Genomic DNA, 19720 nt, shown 5'->3' on the forward strand with positions numbered 1-19720 from the left:
GCGCTCTACGTCGTCCGGATCGGGCTCCTCGACGCCGCACTCTTCGAACGCGTTCCGGGTTGCGTCCCGGAGCACGTCGAACCGCGTGCGGCCCACGAGGACACCGTCGTTGTCGAACACGACGGTATCGTACGTCATACACTCTGCACTCGCTCGGTACTTAAAAGGGTTTCACCAACGCCGCGACACGACCGCCGGCCTATTTATATACGTCCGCCCCGCGTCCCGCGGTATGCGCGTCAGCGTTATCGGCGGGAGTTCGGTCCCGCCGGAGACGGCGGCGGTCGCGGAACGGCTCGGCGAACGGCTCGCGGACCGCGGTCATACGGTGGTCTGCGGCGGCCTCGGCGGCGTCATGGAGGCCGTCTGTCGCGGCGCACGGGAAGAGGGCGGGGAGACTATAGGCATCCTCCCGACTGACCGGCGGTCGGACGCGAACCCGCACGTCACGGTCCCGATCGCGACCGGGATGGGCCACGCCCGAAACGCGTTGGTGGTACTCAACGGCGACGCCGCGATCGCGGTCGACGGAACGCACGGCACGCTCTCGGAGATCGGGCTGGCGCTGGCGCACGGTCGGGCGGTCGCCGGGATCGACACGTACGACGTGGCGGGCGTCGAAGCCACGTCGTCGCCGACGGCGGCCGTCGAGTACGTCGAAGGCGCCGTCGAGAAGCGGTCGTGAGAGCGTGCTCGAACGCGTGCCCGCTGCCTGAGCGCGGTCGTCTCGGTCCGTCGCGCTTCGCCTTCATATCAGGGCGCGTCGTCGTCCCGTCCCGTGACGTCCCCCTCTCGTCCCGTGGCGTCGTCGTTCGATCGGTCCCGCTCGTCGGCATCGCGTTCCGCGTCCACTGCCGCGACGTTCCGGAACCGGTCCGACCTCTCCCCCTCGTCGACGGCCCGACGACTCTCTCGGTCGTCGCGGTCGCGAGAGCCGCCGCCGCCCCCGCCGTTCGAGCCGGCAAGCGAGCCGTAGTCGCGGCCGAACCGGCCGGTCACCCACAGGGCGAGGTAGCCGTACCCCATCGTCGAGAGCGCGAACACGAAGAGGTCGCCCGCGACCGGGACGAGTTCGGCCGCCGCCCAGGCGACCGCGCCGACCAGCAGCGGGACTCCGTAGCCCGGCGCCTGAGCGCTGCCGACCGTCTGCCGCAGCCACGAGCCGAGCGCGATGACCGCGACCGTCGTCGCGCCGACGCCGAGGACGGCGAGGAGTATCAGTCCGGGGATGACGACGAGCAGTCCGACGATCGTGATCGCGAGCACGAACGCCGTCACGGTGGTGATCACGAGGGCGACGAGCCCGTACAGGAGCGCCTCGACGGGCTCGGCGTGGAGGTACTCGACGCCGTCGTCGGTGAACGTCGGCGCGAGCCACAGGACGATCGCGCCGAGGACCGCGAGCACGGCGGCGGTCAGGACGAAGTCGGCGAACAGCGAGAGGCCGAGATCGAACGCGTTCCGACGAGGGACACCGACGGTCGTGACGGCGCGGCTCGGGAGGGACGCGGAGGGCGCTACCGGGGCCATACGGCGACGTGGCTCGGCAGCGTAAAACGTGTTATCCTTCGGAGGTGAACGTCGGCTCCGCGGTCGACTACCAGGTGTCGTGGAACGTGTCGAACTCGATCGAGTCGAGCGGCTTCTCGCCGATCGCGGCCTCGTACTCGCCCGGGGTCAACATCGGCTTGTGGAACCGCGGGCCGTCGTCGGTCGTGATCCGCGGACAGCCGGTGTTGACGAACGCGTCCATGTCGAAGTTGCGGAGGCGGTCCGGGGTCACCTCGTCCATCGTGATCAGGTAGGCGTTCTCGTTGTTCTCGACGATCTCCTGGGCCGTCTCCCAGCGACCTTGGCCGATCTTCGTACAGAAGATGACGCCCCACTTCTCCGCGCCCATCGCCTTGTGGACCGAGGCGTAGCGCTGCTTGAGGAACTGGTCGTGTTCGGCGACCGACACCGCGTTGTTGACGGGGTCGGCGATGACCACGCGCTTGTCGGGGTGCTCCATCGCGAGTCCGACCGGGTGGAACTTCCCGCCGCCGACGTACAGGACCTGATCGGCGGGGATGTCCGCGGAGGCGTAGTTGCAGCCGAGCACCTGCCCCTCCTTCGTGAGTCGGTCGTCGCCGCGGCGGGTGTGAACCTCGTAGCCGCGCTCCTCCAACCAGTCGGTCATCTCCTCGAACCGGTTCATGTGCTGGGCCGTCGTGACCAGGCCGACGTCGGGGTCCTCCTCCGGGGGCGCCAGCTCCTCGGCCAGCGCGTCCTCCATGATCGGGAAGGGGTCGACGTTCGAGAACAGGGGGACGTAGACGATGCTGTCGGACTCCTTCATCGGCGTGTGGCCGAAGTGGACGAACACGTCGGTCCGGCGCATGAGGTACGTGTCGAGGTCGCAGGCGCCGTAGCAGGGCTGGCCGGACAGCATGAAGGTGACGTCGTCGGGCGCGACCTCGCGGAGGTCGTCCGCGACCTTCGGACCGCGGCGCTTGAGGCCTTCGGGGAACTGGAGGCCGACCTTCGAGGCGTCGCGCTCCTCGATGGCCTCGACGATCCGGTCGAGTTCGTAGTCCCACTCGCGGTCGTGTTTCAGGGCCATCCCCGTCTTGGTGAGGTCGCCCTCCGTGGAGCCGCTCATGCACCCGAATAACGTGGCGGGACGGTTAAACGGCGCGTTCGCCGCCGACGCTCGTGATCGTTCGAGATGGAGTGCGATCGAGCGCGGCCGCGGACCGTCTACCGCGACCGAGAGCGCCCTGCCGCGGGCCGTCTACCGCGACAGAGAGCGCGCTGCCGCGGCCGACGGATACAACCCCGAGCCCGCGAACCGGGGAGACATGACCGAGATCCCGCTGGAACACGTTCACGTCGCGCCCGACGACCCCGACCACGCGCCCGCCGTCTTCGTGCTGCACGGTCGCGGCGCCGACGAGCAGGACCTGCTTCCCGTCGCCAGTCACCTCCCCGACGAGCTCCACGTGATAAGCCTCCGCGCCCCCGACCCGCTGCAGGGCGGGTACACTTGGTACGACCTCGACCTGTCGGCCGGCGGGTTAGAAGAGAGCCAGCCGGACGCCGCCGACTTCCGACGTAACCTCGATCTGGTCGCGGAGAGCGTGGAGGCCGCAACGGAGGCGTACGACATCGATCCCGACCGGATCGGCCTGCTCGGCTTCAGCCAAGGGGCGATCACGAGCCTCTCGCTCGTGTTGGAGGAGCCGGACCGCTACGCGTGGGTCGTCGCCCTCCACGGCTACCTCGCGGAGGCGCACGCCGGCCTCGACCCGGACGGCATCGAGGGGAAACCCGTCTTCGTCGGGGCGGGAGCCGGAGACCGCGTGATCCCGGAGCCGCGCTCGGCCGCCGCCGCCGACCGCTTCGAGGAGATCGGCGCCGCCGTCACCCGCGGCAGCTACCCGGGCGGACACGGGATCGGGCAAGAGGAGTTGGCCGACGTGGTCGCGTTCGTGGAGTCGCAGGTGGCGTGACGTAGCGCCCGGGACGTGGGAGACGGACCCGGTCGCTTCCGTGACGGTGTCCCCCGGCTCCGGCAGGTTGAAACCGCTTCGCGCCAACTGTCTTCCATGAGCGTCGAACAGACCTCCATCGAGGACCTCGGTCGAGAACTCGGCGAGCGTATCGCCCGAACCCCCGAGTACGAGCGCTTCGAGGAGGCGCGCGAGGCGGTACAGCGCGACGAGGACGTCCAGGCGAAGATCGACGAGTTCGAACGGCTCCGCGCGGAGTTCATGCAGGCCCGCGAGACCGGACAGGCGACGAACTCCGGGCTCCAGAAGGTGCAGGCGACACAGGAGGAGCTCCACTCCATGCCCGTCATGCGCGAGTTCCTCGACGCGCAGGACGAGCTCACCGACACCCTCGAAACGGTCAACGAGGCCGTCTCGGAACCCCTCGCGGTCGACTTCGGCGGCGAGGCGGGCGGCTGCTGCCAGGACTGACCGGTCGCCGGTTCCCGTCCCGTTCTTTTTCACCCATTACGGCGCAGTTCGCCGCGTGATCGCAGTCGCCGGCGGCAAGGGAGGGAGCGGGAAGACGACCACGACCCTCGGGCTCGCGCGGGCGCTGTCGCGCCGAGGGGCGTCGGCGGTGGCGGCCGACGCCGACTGGGACCTCCCCAACCTCGCGCGGCTGGCCTCCGAGACGGTCGGGTCGGACCGAGTCTCGCTGCCCACGGTCGTCGACGCCGTTCGCGACCGCGGCCGGATCGAACCCGAACGTCCCTCCGCCACCGTCCTCGCCGCGCCGGACGAACCCGGCTCCGTCGCCCCCCACGCGACGTTCGAGGCGCTCGCGAACGCGGTCCCAGAGGACGACCCGACCCTCCTCGACTGCCCGGCCGGCGCGTCGCCGGACGCGGCGGCGCCGCTCCGCGCGGCAGACCGTTCGCTCCTCGTGACGCCGCTCGACCGGGCGGCGCTCCGCGACGTCGCCAAGACGGCCGCGATCGCGCGGCGGCTCGACTGTCCGCCGCTCGGCGTCGTCGTCGTCCGGGCGGATTCAGTGCCGGATCCGGTCGCCGACCTGCTCGGCTGCCCGGTGCTCGGACGGGTTCCGTCCGCGACGCCGGCGCCGCTCGCGGACCCGGCGGTCCGGTCGGCGTACGATGACCTCGCGCGCCGGCTCGCCCGCGGGTACGGCGCGGGGCGCTGGCGGGTCGCGTGAACCCAGACCCCGCCGCGCGCTCGCCGTTCGGCGGCCATCGACAGAGCCAAACCTCCGGAGACGGCAGCGATCGTATGGAGCCGCTCCCGACGGGAATCTCGGTGTTGGACAGGGAGTTCGGCGGCGGAATCCCGAGCGGCAGCGTCGTGGTCCTGAAGGCCGACCCGGCCAGCCAGTCCGAACTCATTCTGGATCGCTTCGCGTTGGTTCGGGAGTGTCAGTACCTGACGACGGTGCGATCGGTCGAGTCGGTCGAGTCGAGCCTCACGCTCGACGACGCGGCGGACGACACGGTCGTCCGAGACGCGACGGGCGACGAACCGCTCGCGACGGTGCTGGACGTTGCCGCGGGGCTTCCCGACGGCGGGACGATCGTCGTCGACTCCGCCGATCCGCTTGAGACCCGCGGCCGCGAGGAGTACGGCGAGTTCCTGAGCGACCTGCGGCGACACGTCGACGACGCCGACGGGCTCGCGGTGATACACGCGCTCAAGAACGCGTCGGCGGACCGCGCTCGGGTCGTCACCGAGCAGATCGCGGACGTCGTCTTCGACCTCCGGACCACGGTGACCGGGACCGAGATCGCCAACCGGCTCGTCGTGCCCAAGTTCCGCGGCGGTGCGGCGTTGGAGGAACCGCTGAAGCTGAAGCTCACCGACTCGGTCTCGGTGGACACGAGCCGCGACATCGCCTGATTCGGTCGGGGAGTCCGTTTCGCCGGCTACAGCGCCAGCGCCGCGACGACGACGAGCACGCCGACGAGCGCCGCGGCGATCGCCCAGTTCCGCGGCTCGTCGAGCGACCCGTACGGGCCGCCCTTCCGCGAGAAGAGGTAGACGGCGTAGACGGCGAGCGGGGTGAGCGTCGGCAGCGTTCCCACCGCGACGACGCCGGCGACGCCCGACAGCACCGCGATCGCGACGGTCGTGGCGGCGGCGCTCGCGGCGACGACGAGGTCCTCGCGCGCGCGTTCGATCTCCATCGCTCAGTCGACCTCCGCGTCCCGCCCCGTCGTCCGATCGCTCTCCATGTCTCTCAGTGGGTCGACCGCCGTTCAAAAGGGATCGGTTCCTCGTCCGAGCGGAACCGCAGACCGGAGGTTACTCCTCGTCGAGTTCGTCGACGATCTCGTCGGCGTCGACGTCGACGTCCTCGAGCGCGTCCTCGATGTCTTCCGCGCCGGCGCCGCCCATGCCGCCCATCATGCCGCCGAGACCGCCCATGCCGCCGCCCTCGATGACCTCCTCGACCACGACGCGGTCGAGGTCGAGCCGGCCCATGAGGTCCTGTGCGATCTGCTGTTTCTGGAACATCCACTGCTGGTTCATCTGCATCGCCTGCGTGGCCGTCACGTAGAGGACGTCCTTCTCGACCTCCTCGGTCTCGACGACCTCCTCGCCGTCGTCGTCCTCGGTGACCGTCTCCTCCTCCTCGGTGACGGCCTCGATGCGGACCTCGGGGGCCTCCTGGAGGTACATCCCGAGCATGCCGGCGGCCTGCTGCTCGCGGTCGTCGATCAGCTCGAGGATCTCGTACTCGTACTCGAGGTCCTCGCCGGCCAGCGGGTGGTTGAAGTCGACGCGGGCGCGGCCGCCGATGATCGTCTCGAGGTAGCCCTGCCGGTTGTCGATCTGGACCTGCGCGCCGGGGTACCGGCTGTCCTCGGGGATCTTGTCGGCCTTGACCGTCTCGACCTCGTCGGGGTCGTACGCGCCGAAAGCGTCCTCGGCGGGCACGTCGACGACGCCCTCGTCGCCGACCGCCGCGCCGACGAACGCCTCGTCGACCGACGGGAACACGTGACCGGCGCCGAGCGCGATGACGCGCGGTTCGAACTCGTGTTCCTCGGTGTCGATCTCGGCCTCCTCTGCGACCTCCTCGTCGGTGGTGTCGATGACCCGGTCGTCGTCGGCCGTTCGGATCGTGTACGCGACCCGCACGAAGTCGCCGTCCGCCAGTCCGGCGCTCTCGGTCTCGGCTTCGGTCTCGGCCTCGTCGGCGTCCTCGGCCGCGTCCGCTTGCTCCTGATCGCTCATACCGTGAACGTCACCTGTTACACCCTTAAGGCGCACGGTTCGACGCGGCGGCGAGCGGCCCGCTCGGGAGCCAGCGTCCCGCGGCGCTTAAGAACGCGCCCGGCGGAGCCCGGGTATGTTCGAGGTCGAGATCAAGGTACCGGCCGACGTCGACGCGGTTCGCGAGCGCCTCCGCGAGGCGGGCGCCGAGCGCGTCGGCGCGCGTCGCCAGCGCGACGACTACTACGACGCGCCCCACCGCGACTTCGCCGAGACCGACGAAGCGCTCCGCGTGCGCCGCGAGACGCCGCTTCCTGACGGGATCGGCTCGGGCGACGCGACGGCCAAATCGGGCGACGGGACGAGGGAGTCGAGCGACTCACCGACCGGCCCCGAGACGACCAAGATCACGTATAAGGGGCCGCTGCTCGACGAGGGGTCGAAGACCCGCGCGGAACACGAGACCGAGGTGGCAGACCCCGAGGCCGCGGCCGGCATCCTCTCCGGGCTCGGCTTCGAGCCGGCGGCGGCCGTCGAGAAGCGGCGCGAGTTCTGGGCGTACGACGGCTTCACCGTCACCCTCGACGCGGTCGACGGGCTCGGCGAGTTCGTCGAGATCGAACGCGCGGTCGACGACGAGGCCGCGATCGAGACCGTCAGGGACGACGCGCTCGACGCGCTCGACCGGCTCGGACTCGACGGCGACGACCAGCTCCGGACGTCGTACCTCGGGCTCTTGCTGGCGGTCGAGGACGCGGTCGACGACGCGTAGCCGGACTCAGCTCTCCGCGCCGTCCGGTCGCTTCTTCGAGAGCGCGGTCCGGTCGAACTCGCAGACGAGGACGTCGTCGCCGTCCGCGACCAGCTTGAACGCCTCGACGTGCATCGTGACGACGCCGCGGTCGCCGTCGCTCGTCTCCCGCTTGTCGGTGACGGTCGACCGGGCGCGGAGGGTGTCGCCGTGGAACACCGGGTTCGGGTGTTCGACGTCGTCGTACGAGAGGTTCGCGACGATGGTGCCGTCAGTGGTCTCCGGGATCGACACCCCGACCGCGAGCGACATGGTGTAGAGCCCGTTGACGAGCCGCTCGCCGAACTGTGTGCCCTCGGCGAAGTCGGCGTCCAGGTGGAGGGGCTGTTGGTTCATCGTCATATCGCAGAAGCGCTGGTTGTCGGCCTCGCTCACCGTCCGACGGCGCGCGTGTTCGATCGTCTCACCGACCGTGAACTCCTCGTAGTAGCGTCCCGTCATGGCGCGACCGTCGGCCCGACGCGGCAAATCGGTACCGCTCCGGGCGCCGGGCGCAGCCGTCGTTCGACCGCCCCGTTCTTTTATACTCGGCCGCGAGGAGTCCCCCACATGGCCCGACGAAGCCTCCTGTTCTCCCCCGGCGACCGCCCGGAGCTCGTGCGAAAGGCGCCGGCGACGGGCGCGGACGTGGTCTGCTTCGACCTCGAGGACGCCGTCGCTCCCGGTCGGAAGGACGAGGCCCGCGCCGCCGTCCGCGACGTGCTCGCCGACCCCGCGTTCGACCCCGACGCCGAGGTGTGCGTCCGCCTCACGGCGACGGCCCCGGCCGCCGATCTCGACGCGCTGACCGGGGACGGGGCGTCGGACGCGGGCGGGTCCGACGACGCCGAGTCCTCGCTCCGCCTCGACGCGGTCATGCTGCCGAAGGTCGAAGGCCCCGACCGCATCGAGCGCACGGCCGCCATGTGTGTCGACCGCGGGCTCGATGTCGCGGTGTTCGCGCTCGTCGAGACGGCCGGGGGCGTGCTCTCCGCCGAGTCGATCGCCGCCGCGGACCCGACCGACGCCGTGATCTTCGGCGCCGAGGACCTCGCGGCCGACATCGGCGCGACGCGCACCGACGAGGGCACCGAGGTCCTGTACGCCCGCGAACACGTCCTCCTCGCGGCCAGCGCGGCCGACGTCGACGCCCTCGACACGGTGTATACCGACTTCTCCGACGCGGAGGGACTTCGCGAGGAGACCGCGTTCGCGGCGGGGCTCGGCTACGACGGGAAGCTCGCGATCCACCCGTCGCAGGTCGACCCGATCAACGAGGCGTTCACGCCAGACCCGGAGGAGGTCGAGTGGGCGACGCGGGTTTTGGGGGCCCGCGACGAGGCGGACCGGGCGGGCCGGGGGGTGTTCGGCGTCGACGGCGAGATGATCGACGCCCCGCTCATCGCGCAGGCCGAGCGGATCGTCGACCGGGCCGAGGCGGCGGGGCTGGACTCGGGGAGGTGACCGCGCTCGCGCTCTCCGTGGCGCTCGCGCGTTCGCCCACGCCGTGACCGCGCGCGGTCTCCCGGCCGCGACGGCCAACTATCCGTCACAATTAACCTCGGTCCCTCGGGAGTGTACCGCATGGCTGACCAGACCAATCCGTTCGAGAGCTTCCGCGAGCAGGTCGACGACGCCGCGGCGTCGCTCGACGCCGAGGACGGGGTGATCACCCGACTGAAGAACCCCGAGCGGGTGTTGGAGACGAACCTGACGTTCGAACGGGACGACGGCTCGCTGGAGACGGTCCGCGCGTACCGGTCCCAGTTCAACGGCGACCGCGGTCCGTATAAGGGGGGGATCCGGTATCACCCCGGCGTCACCCGAGACGAAGTGAAGGCGCTCTCGGGCTGGATGGCGTACAAGTGCGCCGTCGTCGACGTGCCCTACGGCGGGGGAAAGGGCGGGATCGCGATCGACCCCGGCGAGTACTCGGAGAGCGAACTGGAGCGGCTGACGCGCTCGTTCGCGAAGGAGCTCCGTCCGATCATCGGCGAGGACCGCGACATCCCCGCGCCCGACGTCAACACCGGGCAGCGGGAGATGAACTGGATCAAAGACACCTACGAGACCTTGGAGAACACGACCGCCCCCGGCGTCATCACCGGGAAGGCGATCGACTCGGGGGGGAGCGAGGGACGCGTCCAGGCGACCGGCCGGTCCGTCGCGCTCGCCGCGCGCGAAACGTTCGACTGGCTCGACCGCGACCTCGCGGGCGCGACGGTCGCCGTCCAGGGATACGGCAACGCCGGCTCGGTCGCGGCCGCTCTCATCGACGAGCTCGGCGGCGACGTGGTAGCGGTCTCCGACTCCTCGGGCGCCATCCACGACCCCGACGGGCTCGACCCGCGGGCGGTGAAAGACCACAAGGCCGAGACGGGCGCGGTCTCCGGCTACGGCGACGCCGCGTCGATCACGAACGAGGAGCTGTTGACGCTCGACGTCGACCTGCTCGTGCCCGCGGCGCTGGAGAACGCCATCGACGGCGACCTCGCCGCCGACGTCTCGGCCGACGTGATCGTCGAGGCCGCGAACGGTCCCCTCACTCCCGACGCCGACGACGTCCTCGTCGAGAAGGACGTGTACGTCGTCCCCGACATCTTCGCCAACGCCGGCGGCGTCACCGTCTCGTACTTCGAGTGGGTGCAGAACCGACAGCGGTTCTACTGGACCGAGTCGAGGGTCAACGAGGAGCTCGAACGCGTGATCACCGAGGCGTTCGACGGGATCATCGACGCCTACGAGCGGCGGGACGTCCGCGACCTCCGCACCGCCGCCTACGTCGTCGCCATCGGCAGGATCGTGGACGCGTACGAACAGGCCGGCAGCTGGCCGTAACGTCCGCGCCCGCGCGCTTTTCAGTCGACCGGGTTTCCCCGCCTCACTCCAGCCGCGCGTCCCGGACCTCGACGTGACCCCGGTCGCCCTCCCACACCGCGTCGTACTCGAACGCGATCCGACGGGTCATGTGCGGTCCGTCGACGACGTACGTCTCGAACTCGCCGCCCTCGCCGAGCGGGTGGACCCCGTACTCCTCGCGCAGGTCGAGCAGCTCCGCCAGCGCGTCGGCGTCGTAGCGCCGCCCGAGCCACGACTCGTTGAGGCCGTACGCCGCGACCTGCACGATCCGGATCTCGAAGCCGGCGTCGAACATCGCTTCCGCGAGCGCGACCGGGTCCTCCCCCCACAGCGGGGCGAACAGGTCGATCCCGAGGCGGTCGCACATCGCCCGAATCCGGCTGGTCTGGTATTCGCTCTCGACCGCGCCGGCGGTGACGCCCGCGAGGTCGACGTCGTCGGCCGCGGCGATCTCCCGGAGCGCGGCCTCCATCGGCTCCAGTTCGGCGTCGCCCTGCGCGCCCGCGTCGTCGACGTCGTCCGCGCCGAAGTCGGCCGGCGAGACCTCGACGAGATCGATCCCGACGCTCTTGGCGGCGAGCGCGGCGAGCTCCGTGGCCGGCGTGTGGTACATGTACGAGTCGCCCGCGGGGTGGACGGTCAGGAGCCGCGAGACGTCGAGGCCCTCCTCCAGTGCGCGGTACAGCGCCCACGAGGAGTCCTTGCCGCCCGAAAAGAGGCTCACCCAGTCGTCGGTCATTGCCGAGAGCACGCCGGCAGCGCCTAAAGCGTCGGCGGTCCGGGTTGACGACCGTCGACTGGAACGAACGGAACGCGGCGATCCGCCTGTCGAAGCGTGATATCCCCGTGAGTTATCCGTCGAACCAGCATTATTAATGAAAAATAACAATATATTAGCGACCGCACGTCGGAGTTCTCGTATGGAGGATCACTCAGCGCCGACGTTGGACACGCTCACCGTCACCGAAGGCGAGGAACCGTTCGGGAACGGGAGCGAAGCGGGCGACGTCGTCTCGCCCATTCACCTCTCGTCGACGTTCGCCCTTCCCGGCCTCGATACCGAGATGCGGCTCGAAGACGTGGACCCGAGCGCGGGTGAGTTCGTCTACGGCCGTCTGTCGAACCCGACGCGACACGCGCTGGAGACCCGGATCGCCGCGCTCGAAGGAGGCGCTCACGGCGCCGCGTTCGCCTCCGGCACGGCGGCGATCTTCACGACGCTTCTCGCAGGTGTGACCCCCGGCGATCACGTCGTCGCGTTCGAGGACCTGTACGCCGGCACCCGTCGGATGCTCGACGACGTGTTTCGGTCGCGTCTCGGCGTCGACGTCACGTACGTCGACGCGACGGACACGGCGAACGTGGCGGCCGCGCTCCGCGAGGAGACCGCCGCCGTCTGGATGGAGTCGCCGACGAACCCGAAGCTCGCGCTGTGTGACATCGCCGGTATCGCCGACCTGGTCGCGGACCGAGACGTGCTGTTCGGCGTGGACAACACGTTCGCGAGCCCGTACTTCCAACGGCCGCTCGAGCTGGGGGCCGACGTCGTCGTCCACAGCACGACGAAGTACCTCAACGGCCACTCCGACGCCGTCGCCGGCGCGGTCGTCACCGACGACGACGCGCTGGCCGAGGAGATCCGATTCCTGCAGCAGGTCGGCGTGGGCGCCGTGAGCGGCCCGTTCGACAGCTACCTCGTGTTACGCGGCATGAAAACGCTCGCCGTCCGCATGGAACGGCACGAAGAGAACGCGATGGCCGTCGCCGAGTTCCTCGAGGAACGACCCGAGGTGACCGACGTGTACTACCCCGGCCTGCCGACCCACCCGGACCACGAGCTCGCTCGCGAGCAGATGTCCGGCTTCGGCGGGATACTCTCGTTCGAACTCGACGGCGAAATCGAAGACGCGAAGCGGTTCGTCGAGGCGCTGACGGAGTTCACGCTCGCGGTCTCCGTCGGCGGCGTCGAGAGCCTGATCGAGCTGCCGGCCGCGATGACCCACGAGCCGCTCTCGCCGGCAGAACGCGAAGCGCTCGGAATCTCGGACACGCTCATGCGCGTTTCGGTCGGGATCGAGGGAAGAGAGGACCTGATCGCGGACCTCCAGCGCGGGTTCGACGCGATGGGTCGTCGTGCGACGCCGCCGTCGACCGACCGCTAACGCCGGTAGACCGCTGACGCTGACTGACCAGTGACGTCGACTGACCGCTGACGCCGGTCGACGGCGCGGCGGCGTCGGCCTCAGTCCGAAATGAACTCGTTGTCGCGCCAGTTGACGCCGCCGTCGCCGTCGCCGGCGCCCTGCGGGCTCTCGACGACCTCGATGCTCGCGGGACGCGGCTCACCCTCGACGATCCGCGTCGCTTCGAGCTCTCCGTCCTCCTCGGTGATGGCGGTCAACGTCCCCTTCTCCGAGAGCTGCGCCAGCTCGCGGAGGACGAGGAACATGGGGTACTGGAGCGCGGAGTTCTGGAGGACCGTCTCGCGGTCGCCCTTGAAGCAGGCGAACTCGACGAGTTCGGAGGGGATCTCCTCTTCCTCGTCGTCCATCCACTGCGGACCGCCGGCGCGGGGGGGCTCCTCCTCCCAGACCCGCGTCTCCGTGACGGACGCCTTCAGCTGGGCGGTCGGCGTGTACTTGCTGATCGATTCGTCGTCGGACAGGGCCTTGATAATGAGGGTGTTGTTTCGACGCGTGATGTCGATGTCGTCGATCTCCGGCGGGAGGTCGGGGTCTTCTTCGAAGTACGTCTCCACGTCTTCGAGTGGCAGTTCGAGCGTCGAATGAAGTCTGAACACGCGGCCTGTCATTGTTGGTTGGGTGAGATGAGTCGAGGGGTCGGCACGGCGGCAGCGGCAACGGCTGCTCCTATCGTATGTAGGGGGCGTAGGTTTATATGGCCTGCCCTTCGACTAACCGAGATCGGACCTCGCTGCGAAGGGGAGACGGTTCGTCGTCTACTCGGCGCCGAGCTCGGCCGCGAGCTCGCCGCGTTCCTCGAGTTCGGCGAGCACGTCGCTGCCGCCGATGAACTCCCCGTCGACGAACGTCTGCGGGATGGTCTCCCACCCGCTCTCGGCTTCCAACGCCGCCCGGTAGTGGGGCAGCGCGGGCAACACGTCCACCGTCTCGAACTCCTCGACGTGCTGGCTGATGAGCTCGACGGCGCGCTGTGAGTAGCCGCACTGGGGCATCAGCCGGTTCCCCTTCATGAACAGGACCACGTGGTTCTCGGCGAGCGCCTCCCGAACGCGCGCTTCGATCTCGTCGGGCTCCGCCTCGGACTCGGGCTGGAACGTCATGGGCGTCGGTACGCGCCGCCGCGGCAAATGGGTTCCGCACGGGAGCGCGTGCGCCCGGAGCGCAATCGGAGAACGGGCCGGCCTACTCGTCGCGGTCGACACGGACGACGTCGACGAGCGAGTACACCGGGACGTCGTCGATTTCGTCGTAGCCCATCTTGTCCACGAGGACGACGCAGGCGGCGGGTTCGCCCCCCTGCTCGCGGATCGCGTTGATCGACTCCCGCATCGTCGTCCCCGACGTGATGATGTCGTCGACGACGTAGCAGTCGCGGTCGCGGATCGCCGCGAAGTTCCGCGAGAAACCCCCGCCGTGCTCGTCGATGTCGCCCTCATCCCACTGGTGTTTCGCGGGCGCGTACGTGCCGAGATCGGTGTCGAGCTGGTTCGCGACCGCGGTCGCGAGCGGCGCGCCGGCCTTCTCGATGCCGACGGTGAGATCGACCGACTCGCCCTCCTTCGCGAGGAGGTCGGCCATCGCGCTCGCGGCGTACCGGAGCCGCGTCGAGTCGCGGCCCAGCGCCGACCAGTCGACGTGGATGTCGGCCGTCGATCCGCCGACCGCGGCCTCGGTCGCGGCGCCGTTGCCGCCCGCGCGCTCGACGAGCCAGCTCGCGGTCTCTCGCGAGACGTTCAGTTCGTCGGCGATCTCGCCCTTCGAGAGCCCCCGTTCCGCCAGCTCGGCCGCGCTGTCTATCAGGTCGTCAACGTTCTTCATATGAACCGAATTCGACCGCCGTTTTAATAGTCGTGTCGTCATCCGCGAACGCGGCCTCGAACTCGTCGAGCCCGTAGACGCCGGTGACGAGGTCGTCGATGAACCCCTGAGAGAAGCGCGACAGGGAGTCGACGGCGGCTTCGAAGTGCTCGTAGCCGGAGTTGACGCTCCCGACGAGCGCCTTGTTGTGGAGGACGAGCTCGCGGTGGAGCCGCCCCCCGTCGATCTCGAACTCCCAGTCGCCCGGCACGCCGAGCAGCGCGCCGACCCCGTTGGGCGCGAGCGCCTCGATCGTCTCGAAGGCGTGCGGGGCGTAGCCCGTCGCCTCGAAGACGAAGTCCATCGCCTCGTGCGCCTCCGGAACCGACGAGACGGGCGTGTCGTTGGAGTTCACGTACGTCGCGTCCAGCGACTCGATGATGTCGATCGTCGGGTCCGGTCGCTCTCGGCGGCCGAGACAGTACACCCGCTCGAAGTCGGCGTCGAGCTTCGCGACCGTGAGCAGCCCGAGCGAGCCGTTGCCCAGCACCAGCGCGGACTCCGGTTCCCAGTGGAACGCCGACCGGCTGGCGTAGGCGTGCTCGACCGCCTTCTCCGCGATCGAGAGCGGTTCGACGAGGAACCCCCACTCGGCGAGCGCGGGCGGAATCTCCGCGAGGAACTCCGCCGGGCTGGTGAAGTACTCGGCCATGAACCCGTGCGCGCCGACGATGCCGCGCTCGTGGTACCGACCCTCCGGCGCCATGTCGGGCTCGCCGCGCGCGAAGTACTCGTTCGCGCCGTTGGGCGGGCGCCGCACCGTCGGCACGACCACGTCGCCGGCCTCGAACGGCGTGTCGTTGGGGTCCTCGATCACGCCGACCGCCTCGTGACCCAACACCAGGTGGTCCTCGCCCTCCGGCGCGCCGCCGTGTCCGCCGGCGATGACCTCGTGGTCCGTCCCGTCGACGCCGACGCGGAGGGTCCGGACGAGCGCTTCTCCGGGCGCCGGCTCCGGTCGTGGCTTCTCCGTCACGACCGGTTCGTCGGCTCCCTCGTATACGGCAATCGCCTTCATACACGACCTGACGTGGTCAGTCACCAAAAGATTTCTTTTATTCTGAGTAAAGAATCTATCCGCTCCGATCGGGGGTTTTTCATCCTCGTCGTCCGGACGGGGGACCGTGTGTACCCTCGCCCTGGCGTGGCGCGCGTTCGGCGACGCACCGGTCGCGCTCGCCGCCAACCGCGACGAAGCGCTGGACAGGCCCTCGGAGCCGCCGACCGTGCGCACCCCCGTCAGCGACGGCGGCGCTCGGTACGTCGCGCCGCGCGACGCGGAGGCCGGCGGGACGTGGGTCGGTCTCTCCGAGCCCGGAGTCGCCGTCGCGGTCACCAACCGCTGGCTCGACGCCGACCGCGAGGGAGACCGCTCCCGCGGCCTCCTCGTGCGGGACTGTCTCGAAGCCGACTCCGCGGAGGCCGCGGTGCGGACCGTCGAGCGCGAGGTCGAAACCCGATCGTACGACGGGTTCAACCTCGTCCTCGCGGACGCCGTCGCCGCGTTCTGCCTCTCGTACGACGGCGGCCTCGCGGTCACGAGGCTCGATCCGGGGGTCCACGTCGTCGGCAACGTCGGCGGCGTGGTGAACGGGGTCGAGCGGTTCGCGGTCCCGGATCGCCGCCGGGAGTTCGGCGCGGAACGCGTCGACAGCGCCCGCCGGATCGCCGCCGAGCTGGTTCCGGAGCCGGGCGAGTCGAGCGACGCCTGGCTCGACCGCGCGAGCGACGTCCTCGCCGACCACGAGTACGGCGCCTGCCTCCACGGCGACGGCTTCGGGACGCGGTCGTTCACCCGGATCCGGACGACCGCCGAGCCGGGGACGGCCCCCGAGTTCGCGTACGCCGACGGCCCGCCCTGCGAGACGCCCGCGCAGCCGGTGTCGCTGTCGCCGTCTTTCGGACGCGATTGACGGACGCGGAGGGCGTCGATGCGGCCGTCGACGCCGCGGCGGACGACAACCGCCGCGTGCGTCCCTCGCGCCCGGAGGAGCCGCGACGGGACGGAAAGCCAGTTTTAAGCGACTCGCGGGCGGGTGTAGGACCATGAGCGTGTCCGAACTCGAGGCCGAGCTGTCGGAGGACGAGCGCGCCGGCCTCGAACTCATCCGCGAGACCGGTGGCATCCACCAGAGCGACTTCTGGAAGGAACTCGACGTCTCCTCGCGCAAGGGGAGCCGCATCGCGGAGGCGTTGGAGGACTCGGGGCTCATTCAGCGGTCGGACACCGTCTACGACGGACACAACACGTACTACCTGGAGCCCGCCCCGCGCGACCTGGACTTTTCGCTTCTGATGGCCGGCGACATGCTGTCGCCGTTCATCGGGGAAGAGGAGGTCGACCCGCAGGCGGACGCCTTCTCGCAGTGGATGATGAACCTCGCGTACGAGGAGTACTGAGGCGTCGCAGTCACGGACGGAGCGCCACCGCGCCGAAGACGAACCGAGACCGGACGACCCGACCGCGCCGAGCGCTTTGAGGTCTCGGTTTTAAAACGAAACCCGTTCTCAGCCGAGTAGGAACGCGAACAGCGCGATGCCGGCCGCGAGCGTCAGGAAGAGGACGCTCCGGCCGATTCCCGTGCGGATCTCGACGTCGACGCCGAGATCGGCGACGGCCGCCCGCGGGTGCATCGCGGTCCGCTCGATGACGGCGACCAGCCGCATCACGAGGCGGTCGACGGCGGCCCACAGCTCCGTGACGCCCCAGATCGTCCCTCGACTCAGGTAGAACGCGGCCGGGTACGTCACTGCGTCGACGTCGCGCATGCGGTGGGCGAGCCAGCCGAGCGGTCGCTTCAGCGCGAAGAAGCCGACGAACCCGGTGACGAGCAGCGCCGCGCTCTCGGTCAGGTGGCTCGCGCTGTACGGCTTGAAGTAGACGTCCTCGCTGAGAATGATCTCGGTAAACGGCATCAGCTCGATCAGCTGGTAGTAGAAGACGCCGAAGAAGACGCAGGCCCCGCCGGCCAGCAGCATCCCGGCGGTCTGGAACGCGGTGGCGTCTTTCGGCGACAGCGTCGCCGACCCGTGGAAGAACACGTAGTAGCCGAGCTTGATGAACGACATGAACGTCCCCACGCCGCCGAGGATCAGCAGCCACCACAGCAGCCCCTCGCCGAACAGGAGCTCGAAGTTGTGGAGCTCGTGGGCGGAGTCGATCACCATCCCCTTCGAGATGAACCCGTTGAACCCCGGGACGGCCGTAATCGAGGCCGCGCCGACGACGTAGACGAGGAAGGTGACGGGCATCTCCCGCCACAGTCCGCCCATGTCCCTGATGTCCTCGACGCCGGTCCGGTAGACCACGACGCCGACCGCCATGAACAGGAGGCTCTTGTAGAGGACGTTGTTGAACAGGTGCGCGAACCCGCCGGTGACGGCGAACTCGCCGACGTACGTCGCGAGCCCGAAGCCGGCCAGCATGTACCCGAGCTGCGCCTGGATGTGGTACGAGAGGAGCCGCCGCGGGTCGTACTGCAGCAGCGCGAAGAACGCGCCGTAGACGGCCATGAACCCGCCGAGGTACGCGAGCCACATGCCGCCCTCCGGGAACGCGCGGTACATCACGTACGCCGCCGTCTTCGTGGTGAACACCGAGAGGAACACCGACGCCGCCACGTGCGGGCGCGGGTAGGTGTCCGGCAGCCACGTGTGCAGGAAGATGAACCCGCAGTTGACGCCGATCCCGATCGCCGCGAGCAGCGTCGCGCTGGCGTGGACCCCGGTCGTCGCCGAGAACAGGAATATCTCGGCGGCCGGGACCGTACCGAGCATCGACGCGCCGTGAACGACGACGGCGCCGAGGAGGAACGTCCCGCCGATCCCGTGGAACAGCGCGTAGCGGTAGCCCGCCCGCACCGCCGCGCCGCCGTACTGCCACACCAGCAGGGTGCTGGTGACGGCCATCAGCTCCCAGAAGAAGATCAGGGTGAGCCAGTCACCGGCGTAGATCGTCCCGAGCGTCGAGGAGACGTACACCAGCGCGAACGCCGTCACCCACTTCGGCGCCTCGGTGCCGTACGCGTACAGCACCGCCGCCGTGGCGAGGAAGCCGACCACGACGCCCATCAGCAGGGAGAACTGGTCGACGTTGAACAGAACCACGTCGAAGCCGAACAGGCGCGTCGCGACGTGTGCGCCCGCGCCGGCGTCGCCGATGAGCACCGCCTGCGCGAAGGCGAACGCCGTCGCCAGCGCGGCCGCCGCGTGGCCGGCGCGGCGCGGGAGCCCGAGCACGAGGAACGCCGCCGCCGCGAGCACGACGTACGGCGGGAGCGAGGTGAGGACCGCGTTCACGGTCGCATCACCTCCTCGGGCAGCCGCGTGTCGACGATGAGCTCGATCAGCTCCAGGAAGCCCATCTCGTAGGGGATCACGCCGAGCAGCACCGCGAGGCTCATCGCGGTGAGGATCGGCCCGAGCGTGAACCACGTCGACTCGCGCCCGCGGAGGGCGTCGAGCCCGTCGATGTGCCGCCAGCCGCCCGCGGGCGGCCCGCCGGCGTGGTCGTGACCGTGGTCGTCTCCGTCGTGACCGTGATCGTCTCCGTCGTGACCGTGGCCGTCGTCTCCATCGTGGTCGCGGTCGTCGTCTGTGTCGTGGCCGTGATCATCACCCGTGTCGTCGCTCTCCGCGTCCGTAGCATCGCCCTCGCTCCGCCCCGGGCCGAAGGGCACGTCGGCGTCGGAGGGGCGCGAGTCGACCGCGTAGTCGCCGGTGTCGACGCGCTCCGCCGGCTCGGAGAAGTCCCGCTCGCTCGTGGTGAAGTTCGGACGGACGACGCCGTCCTCGTCGGTCGGCAGGTCGTCGAGCTCGGCGTCGGGGATGTCCGAGTCGTCCGCCACCTCGGCGTCTCCGTCGGTCGCGGTCTCGCCGTCGGCCGCCGAGCCGCCCTCCGCGCTCTCGACGACGTCGTCAACGGCGGACTCACCGTCGTCGACTTCGGCGCTCTCGTCCTCGTCCTCCGGACGGCCCCCGTCGGTCGCCGCGTCGTCACCTGCGCGGCCCCCGTCGGTCGCCGCGTCGTCACCTGCGCGGCCCCCGTCGGTCGCCGGCAGGGTCGACCGCGACTCGCCGCCCAGCCGGAAGTCGACGAGCGGCTTCGCGTCGTGGGCGTCCTCCGCCTCGAAGAAGGCGGTGTAGATCACCGGCCAGAAGTACGCGATGTTGAGCACGCCCGAGAGCAGCAGCGCGCCGACGAGGTAGTAGGCGACCGGGGTGAGCCGGGCGCCCATCCGGATCCCGCCGATCAGCATGTAGTACTTACTGACGAATCCGGCCAACAGCGGGATGCCGGCCATCCCGAG

The 19720-nt window shown here is 69.9% G+C and carries 22 protein-coding genes and 2 pseudogenes; 11 read left to right on the forward strand and 13 right to left on the reverse strand.

Features of this window, described 5'->3' with window-relative positions; translation table 11 throughout:
* Positions 1 to 138 (reverse strand): annotated as a pseudogene (locus R6U01_RS10170) (HAD family hydrolase); the annotation flags it as partial.
* 94 nt (positions 139 to 232) lie between these two features.
* On the opposite strand from R6U01_RS10170, the gene R6U01_RS10175 reads away from it, so the two are divergent.
* Entirely contained in the window at positions 233 to 685 is a 453-nt protein-coding gene (locus R6U01_RS10175; protein WP_410286343.1) for a TIGR00725 family protein, read from the forward strand.
* Between the two features lie 68 nt (positions 686 to 753).
* Here the strand turns inward: R6U01_RS10175 and R6U01_RS10180 are convergent, their stop codons facing one another.
* Both R6U01_RS10180 and dph2 read right to left on the reverse strand, forming a co-directional pair.
* The gene (locus R6U01_RS10180; protein ID WP_410286344.1) at positions 754 to 1530 is read right to left on the reverse strand and encodes a hypothetical protein; all 777 of its coding nucleotides are present in this window, start codon (positions 1528 to 1530) and stop codon (positions 754 to 756) included.
* Positions 1531 to 1597: 67 nt separating this feature from the next.
* Positions 1598 to 2641 carry a diphthamide biosynthesis enzyme Dph2 gene (gene dph2 / locus R6U01_RS10185; RefSeq protein WP_410286345.1) on the reverse strand — a complete coding sequence of 348 codons (1044 nt, stop codon included), beginning with the start codon at positions 2639 to 2641 and terminating at the stop codon, positions 1598 to 1600.
* Between the two features lie 199 nt (positions 2642 to 2840).
* Here dph2 and R6U01_RS10190 point away from each other — a divergent pair, with 199 nt between their 5' ends.
* The 4 genes from R6U01_RS10190 (at position 2841) to R6U01_RS10205 (ending at position 5381) form a co-directional block, all read left to right on the forward strand.
* The gene (locus R6U01_RS10190) at positions 2841 to 3491 is read left to right on the forward strand and encodes an alpha/beta hydrolase (RefSeq protein WP_410286346.1); all 651 of its coding nucleotides are present in this window, start codon (positions 2841 to 2843) and stop codon (positions 3489 to 3491) included.
* 96 nt (positions 3492 to 3587) lie between these two features.
* Complete coding sequence (locus R6U01_RS10195; RefSeq protein ID WP_410286347.1) at positions 3588 to 3962, forward strand: YlbF family regulator; 375 nt, start codon at positions 3588 to 3590, stop codon at positions 3960 to 3962.
* 55 nt (positions 3963 to 4017) lie between these two features.
* Positions 4018 to 4686, forward strand: a complete 669-nt coding sequence (locus R6U01_RS10200) for a MinD/ParA family protein (protein ID WP_410286348.1) — start codon at positions 4018 to 4020, stop codon at positions 4684 to 4686.
* Positions 4687 to 4760: 74 nt separating this feature from the next.
* Positions 4761 to 5381 (forward strand): RAD55 family ATPase, encoded by a 621-nt coding sequence (locus R6U01_RS10205; RefSeq protein WP_410286349.1) that lies wholly within the window; start codon positions 4761 to 4763, stop codon positions 5379 to 5381.
* A gap of 26 nt (positions 5382 to 5407) precedes the next feature.
* Here R6U01_RS10205 and R6U01_RS10210 read toward each other — a convergent pair whose 3' ends face one another.
* Both R6U01_RS10210 and R6U01_RS10215 read right to left on the reverse strand, forming a co-directional pair.
* Positions 5408 to 5668 (reverse strand): hypothetical protein, encoded by a 261-nt coding sequence (locus R6U01_RS10210; RefSeq protein ID WP_410286350.1) that lies wholly within the window; start codon positions 5666 to 5668, stop codon positions 5408 to 5410.
* Between the two features lie 118 nt (positions 5669 to 5786).
* Entirely contained in the window at positions 5787 to 6722 is a 936-nt protein-coding gene (locus tag R6U01_RS10215; RefSeq protein ID WP_410286351.1) for a peptidylprolyl isomerase, read from the reverse strand.
* 115 nt (positions 6723 to 6837) lie between these two features.
* On the opposite strand from R6U01_RS10215, the gene cyaB reads away from it, so the two are divergent.
* Positions 6838 to 7473, forward strand: a complete 636-nt coding sequence (cyaB, locus tag R6U01_RS10220) for a class IV adenylate cyclase (protein WP_410286352.1) — start codon at positions 6838 to 6840, stop codon at positions 7471 to 7473.
* Between the two features lie 6 nt (positions 7474 to 7479).
* Here the strand turns inward: cyaB and R6U01_RS10225 are convergent, their stop codons facing one another.
* Positions 7480 to 7980 (reverse strand): MaoC family dehydratase, encoded by a 501-nt coding sequence (locus R6U01_RS10225; protein ID WP_410286353.1) that lies wholly within the window; start codon positions 7978 to 7980, stop codon positions 7480 to 7482.
* A gap of 81 nt (positions 7981 to 8061) precedes the next feature.
* Here R6U01_RS10225 and R6U01_RS10230 point away from each other — a divergent pair, with 81 nt between their 5' ends.
* Complete coding sequence (locus R6U01_RS10230; protein WP_410286354.1) at positions 8062 to 8955, forward strand: HpcH/HpaI aldolase/citrate lyase family protein; 894 nt, start codon at positions 8062 to 8064, stop codon at positions 8953 to 8955.
* A gap of 120 nt (positions 8956 to 9075) precedes the next feature.
* Positions 9076 to 10329: a Glu/Leu/Phe/Val family dehydrogenase gene (locus R6U01_RS10235; protein WP_410286355.1), complete on the forward strand. Its 1254-nt coding sequence runs from the start codon at positions 9076 to 9078 to the stop codon at positions 10327 to 10329.
* A gap of 43 nt (positions 10330 to 10372) precedes the next feature.
* Here the strand turns inward: R6U01_RS10235 and R6U01_RS10240 are convergent, their stop codons facing one another.
* Entirely contained in the window at positions 10373 to 11089 is a 717-nt protein-coding gene (locus R6U01_RS10240; protein WP_410286356.1) for a diphthine--ammonia ligase, read from the reverse strand.
* A 181-nt stretch (positions 11090 to 11270) separates the two neighbouring features.
* Here R6U01_RS10240 and R6U01_RS10245 point away from each other — a divergent pair, with 181 nt between their 5' ends.
* The gene (locus tag R6U01_RS10245) at positions 11271 to 12512 is read left to right on the forward strand and encodes a trans-sulfuration enzyme family protein (protein WP_410286357.1); all 1242 of its coding nucleotides are present in this window, start codon (positions 11271 to 11273) and stop codon (positions 12510 to 12512) included.
* Between the two features lie 80 nt (positions 12513 to 12592).
* On the opposite strand, the gene R6U01_RS10250 is transcribed toward R6U01_RS10245, so the two are convergent.
* The 4 genes from R6U01_RS10250 to R6U01_RS10265 form a co-directional block, all read right to left on the reverse strand.
* Positions 12593 to 13162 carry a hypothetical protein gene (locus tag R6U01_RS10250; protein WP_410286358.1) on the reverse strand — a complete coding sequence of 190 codons (570 nt, stop codon included), beginning with the start codon at positions 13160 to 13162 and terminating at the stop codon, positions 12593 to 12595.
* Positions 13163 to 13309: 147 nt separating this feature from the next.
* Positions 13310 to 13654 (reverse strand): glutaredoxin family protein, encoded by a 345-nt coding sequence (locus R6U01_RS10255; protein ID WP_410286359.1) that lies wholly within the window; start codon positions 13652 to 13654, stop codon positions 13310 to 13312.
* Positions 13655 to 13736: 82 nt separating this feature from the next.
* On the reverse strand, positions 13737 to 14372 hold the full coding sequence (gfcR, locus tag R6U01_RS10260; RefSeq protein WP_410286360.1) for a transcriptional regulator GfcR: 636 nt from the start codon (positions 14370 to 14372) through the stop codon (positions 13737 to 13739).
* Positions 14359 to 15429, reverse strand: a complete 1071-nt coding sequence (locus R6U01_RS10265) for a glucose 1-dehydrogenase (protein WP_410286361.1) — start codon at positions 15427 to 15429, stop codon at positions 14359 to 14361. The genes gfcR and R6U01_RS10265 overlap by 14 nt, the downstream gene beginning before the upstream one ends.
* Positions 15430 to 15535: 106 nt before the next feature.
* Here R6U01_RS10265 and R6U01_RS10270 point away from each other — a divergent pair, with 106 nt between their 5' ends.
* Both R6U01_RS10270 and R6U01_RS10275 read left to right on the forward strand, forming a co-directional pair.
* Complete coding sequence (locus R6U01_RS10270) at positions 15536 to 16324, forward strand: NRDE family protein (protein WP_410286362.1); 789 nt, start codon at positions 15536 to 15538, stop codon at positions 16322 to 16324.
* A 133-nt stretch (positions 16325 to 16457) separates the two neighbouring features.
* Positions 16458 to 16811 carry a helix-turn-helix transcriptional regulator gene (locus tag R6U01_RS10275; protein WP_410286363.1) on the forward strand — a complete coding sequence of 118 codons (354 nt, stop codon included), beginning with the start codon at positions 16458 to 16460 and terminating at the stop codon, positions 16809 to 16811.
* 108 nt (positions 16812 to 16919) lie between these two features.
* Here the strand turns inward: R6U01_RS10275 and R6U01_RS10280 are convergent, their stop codons facing one another.
* Positions 16920 to 18710, reverse strand: coding sequence for a Na(+)/H(+) antiporter subunit D (locus R6U01_RS10280; protein ID WP_410286364.1), 1791 nt, complete (start codon positions 18708 to 18710; stop codon positions 16920 to 16922).
* Positions 18707 to 19720, reverse strand: a pseudogene (locus R6U01_RS10285) (cation:proton antiporter); the annotation flags it as partial. The pseudogene R6U01_RS10285 and the gene R6U01_RS10280, both read right to left, overlap by 4 nt.

Source organism: Halorubrum sp. (genome assembly GCF_046498025.1).
Classification (GTDB): Archaea; Halobacteriota; Halobacteria; order Halobacteriales; family Haloferacaceae; genus Halorubrum.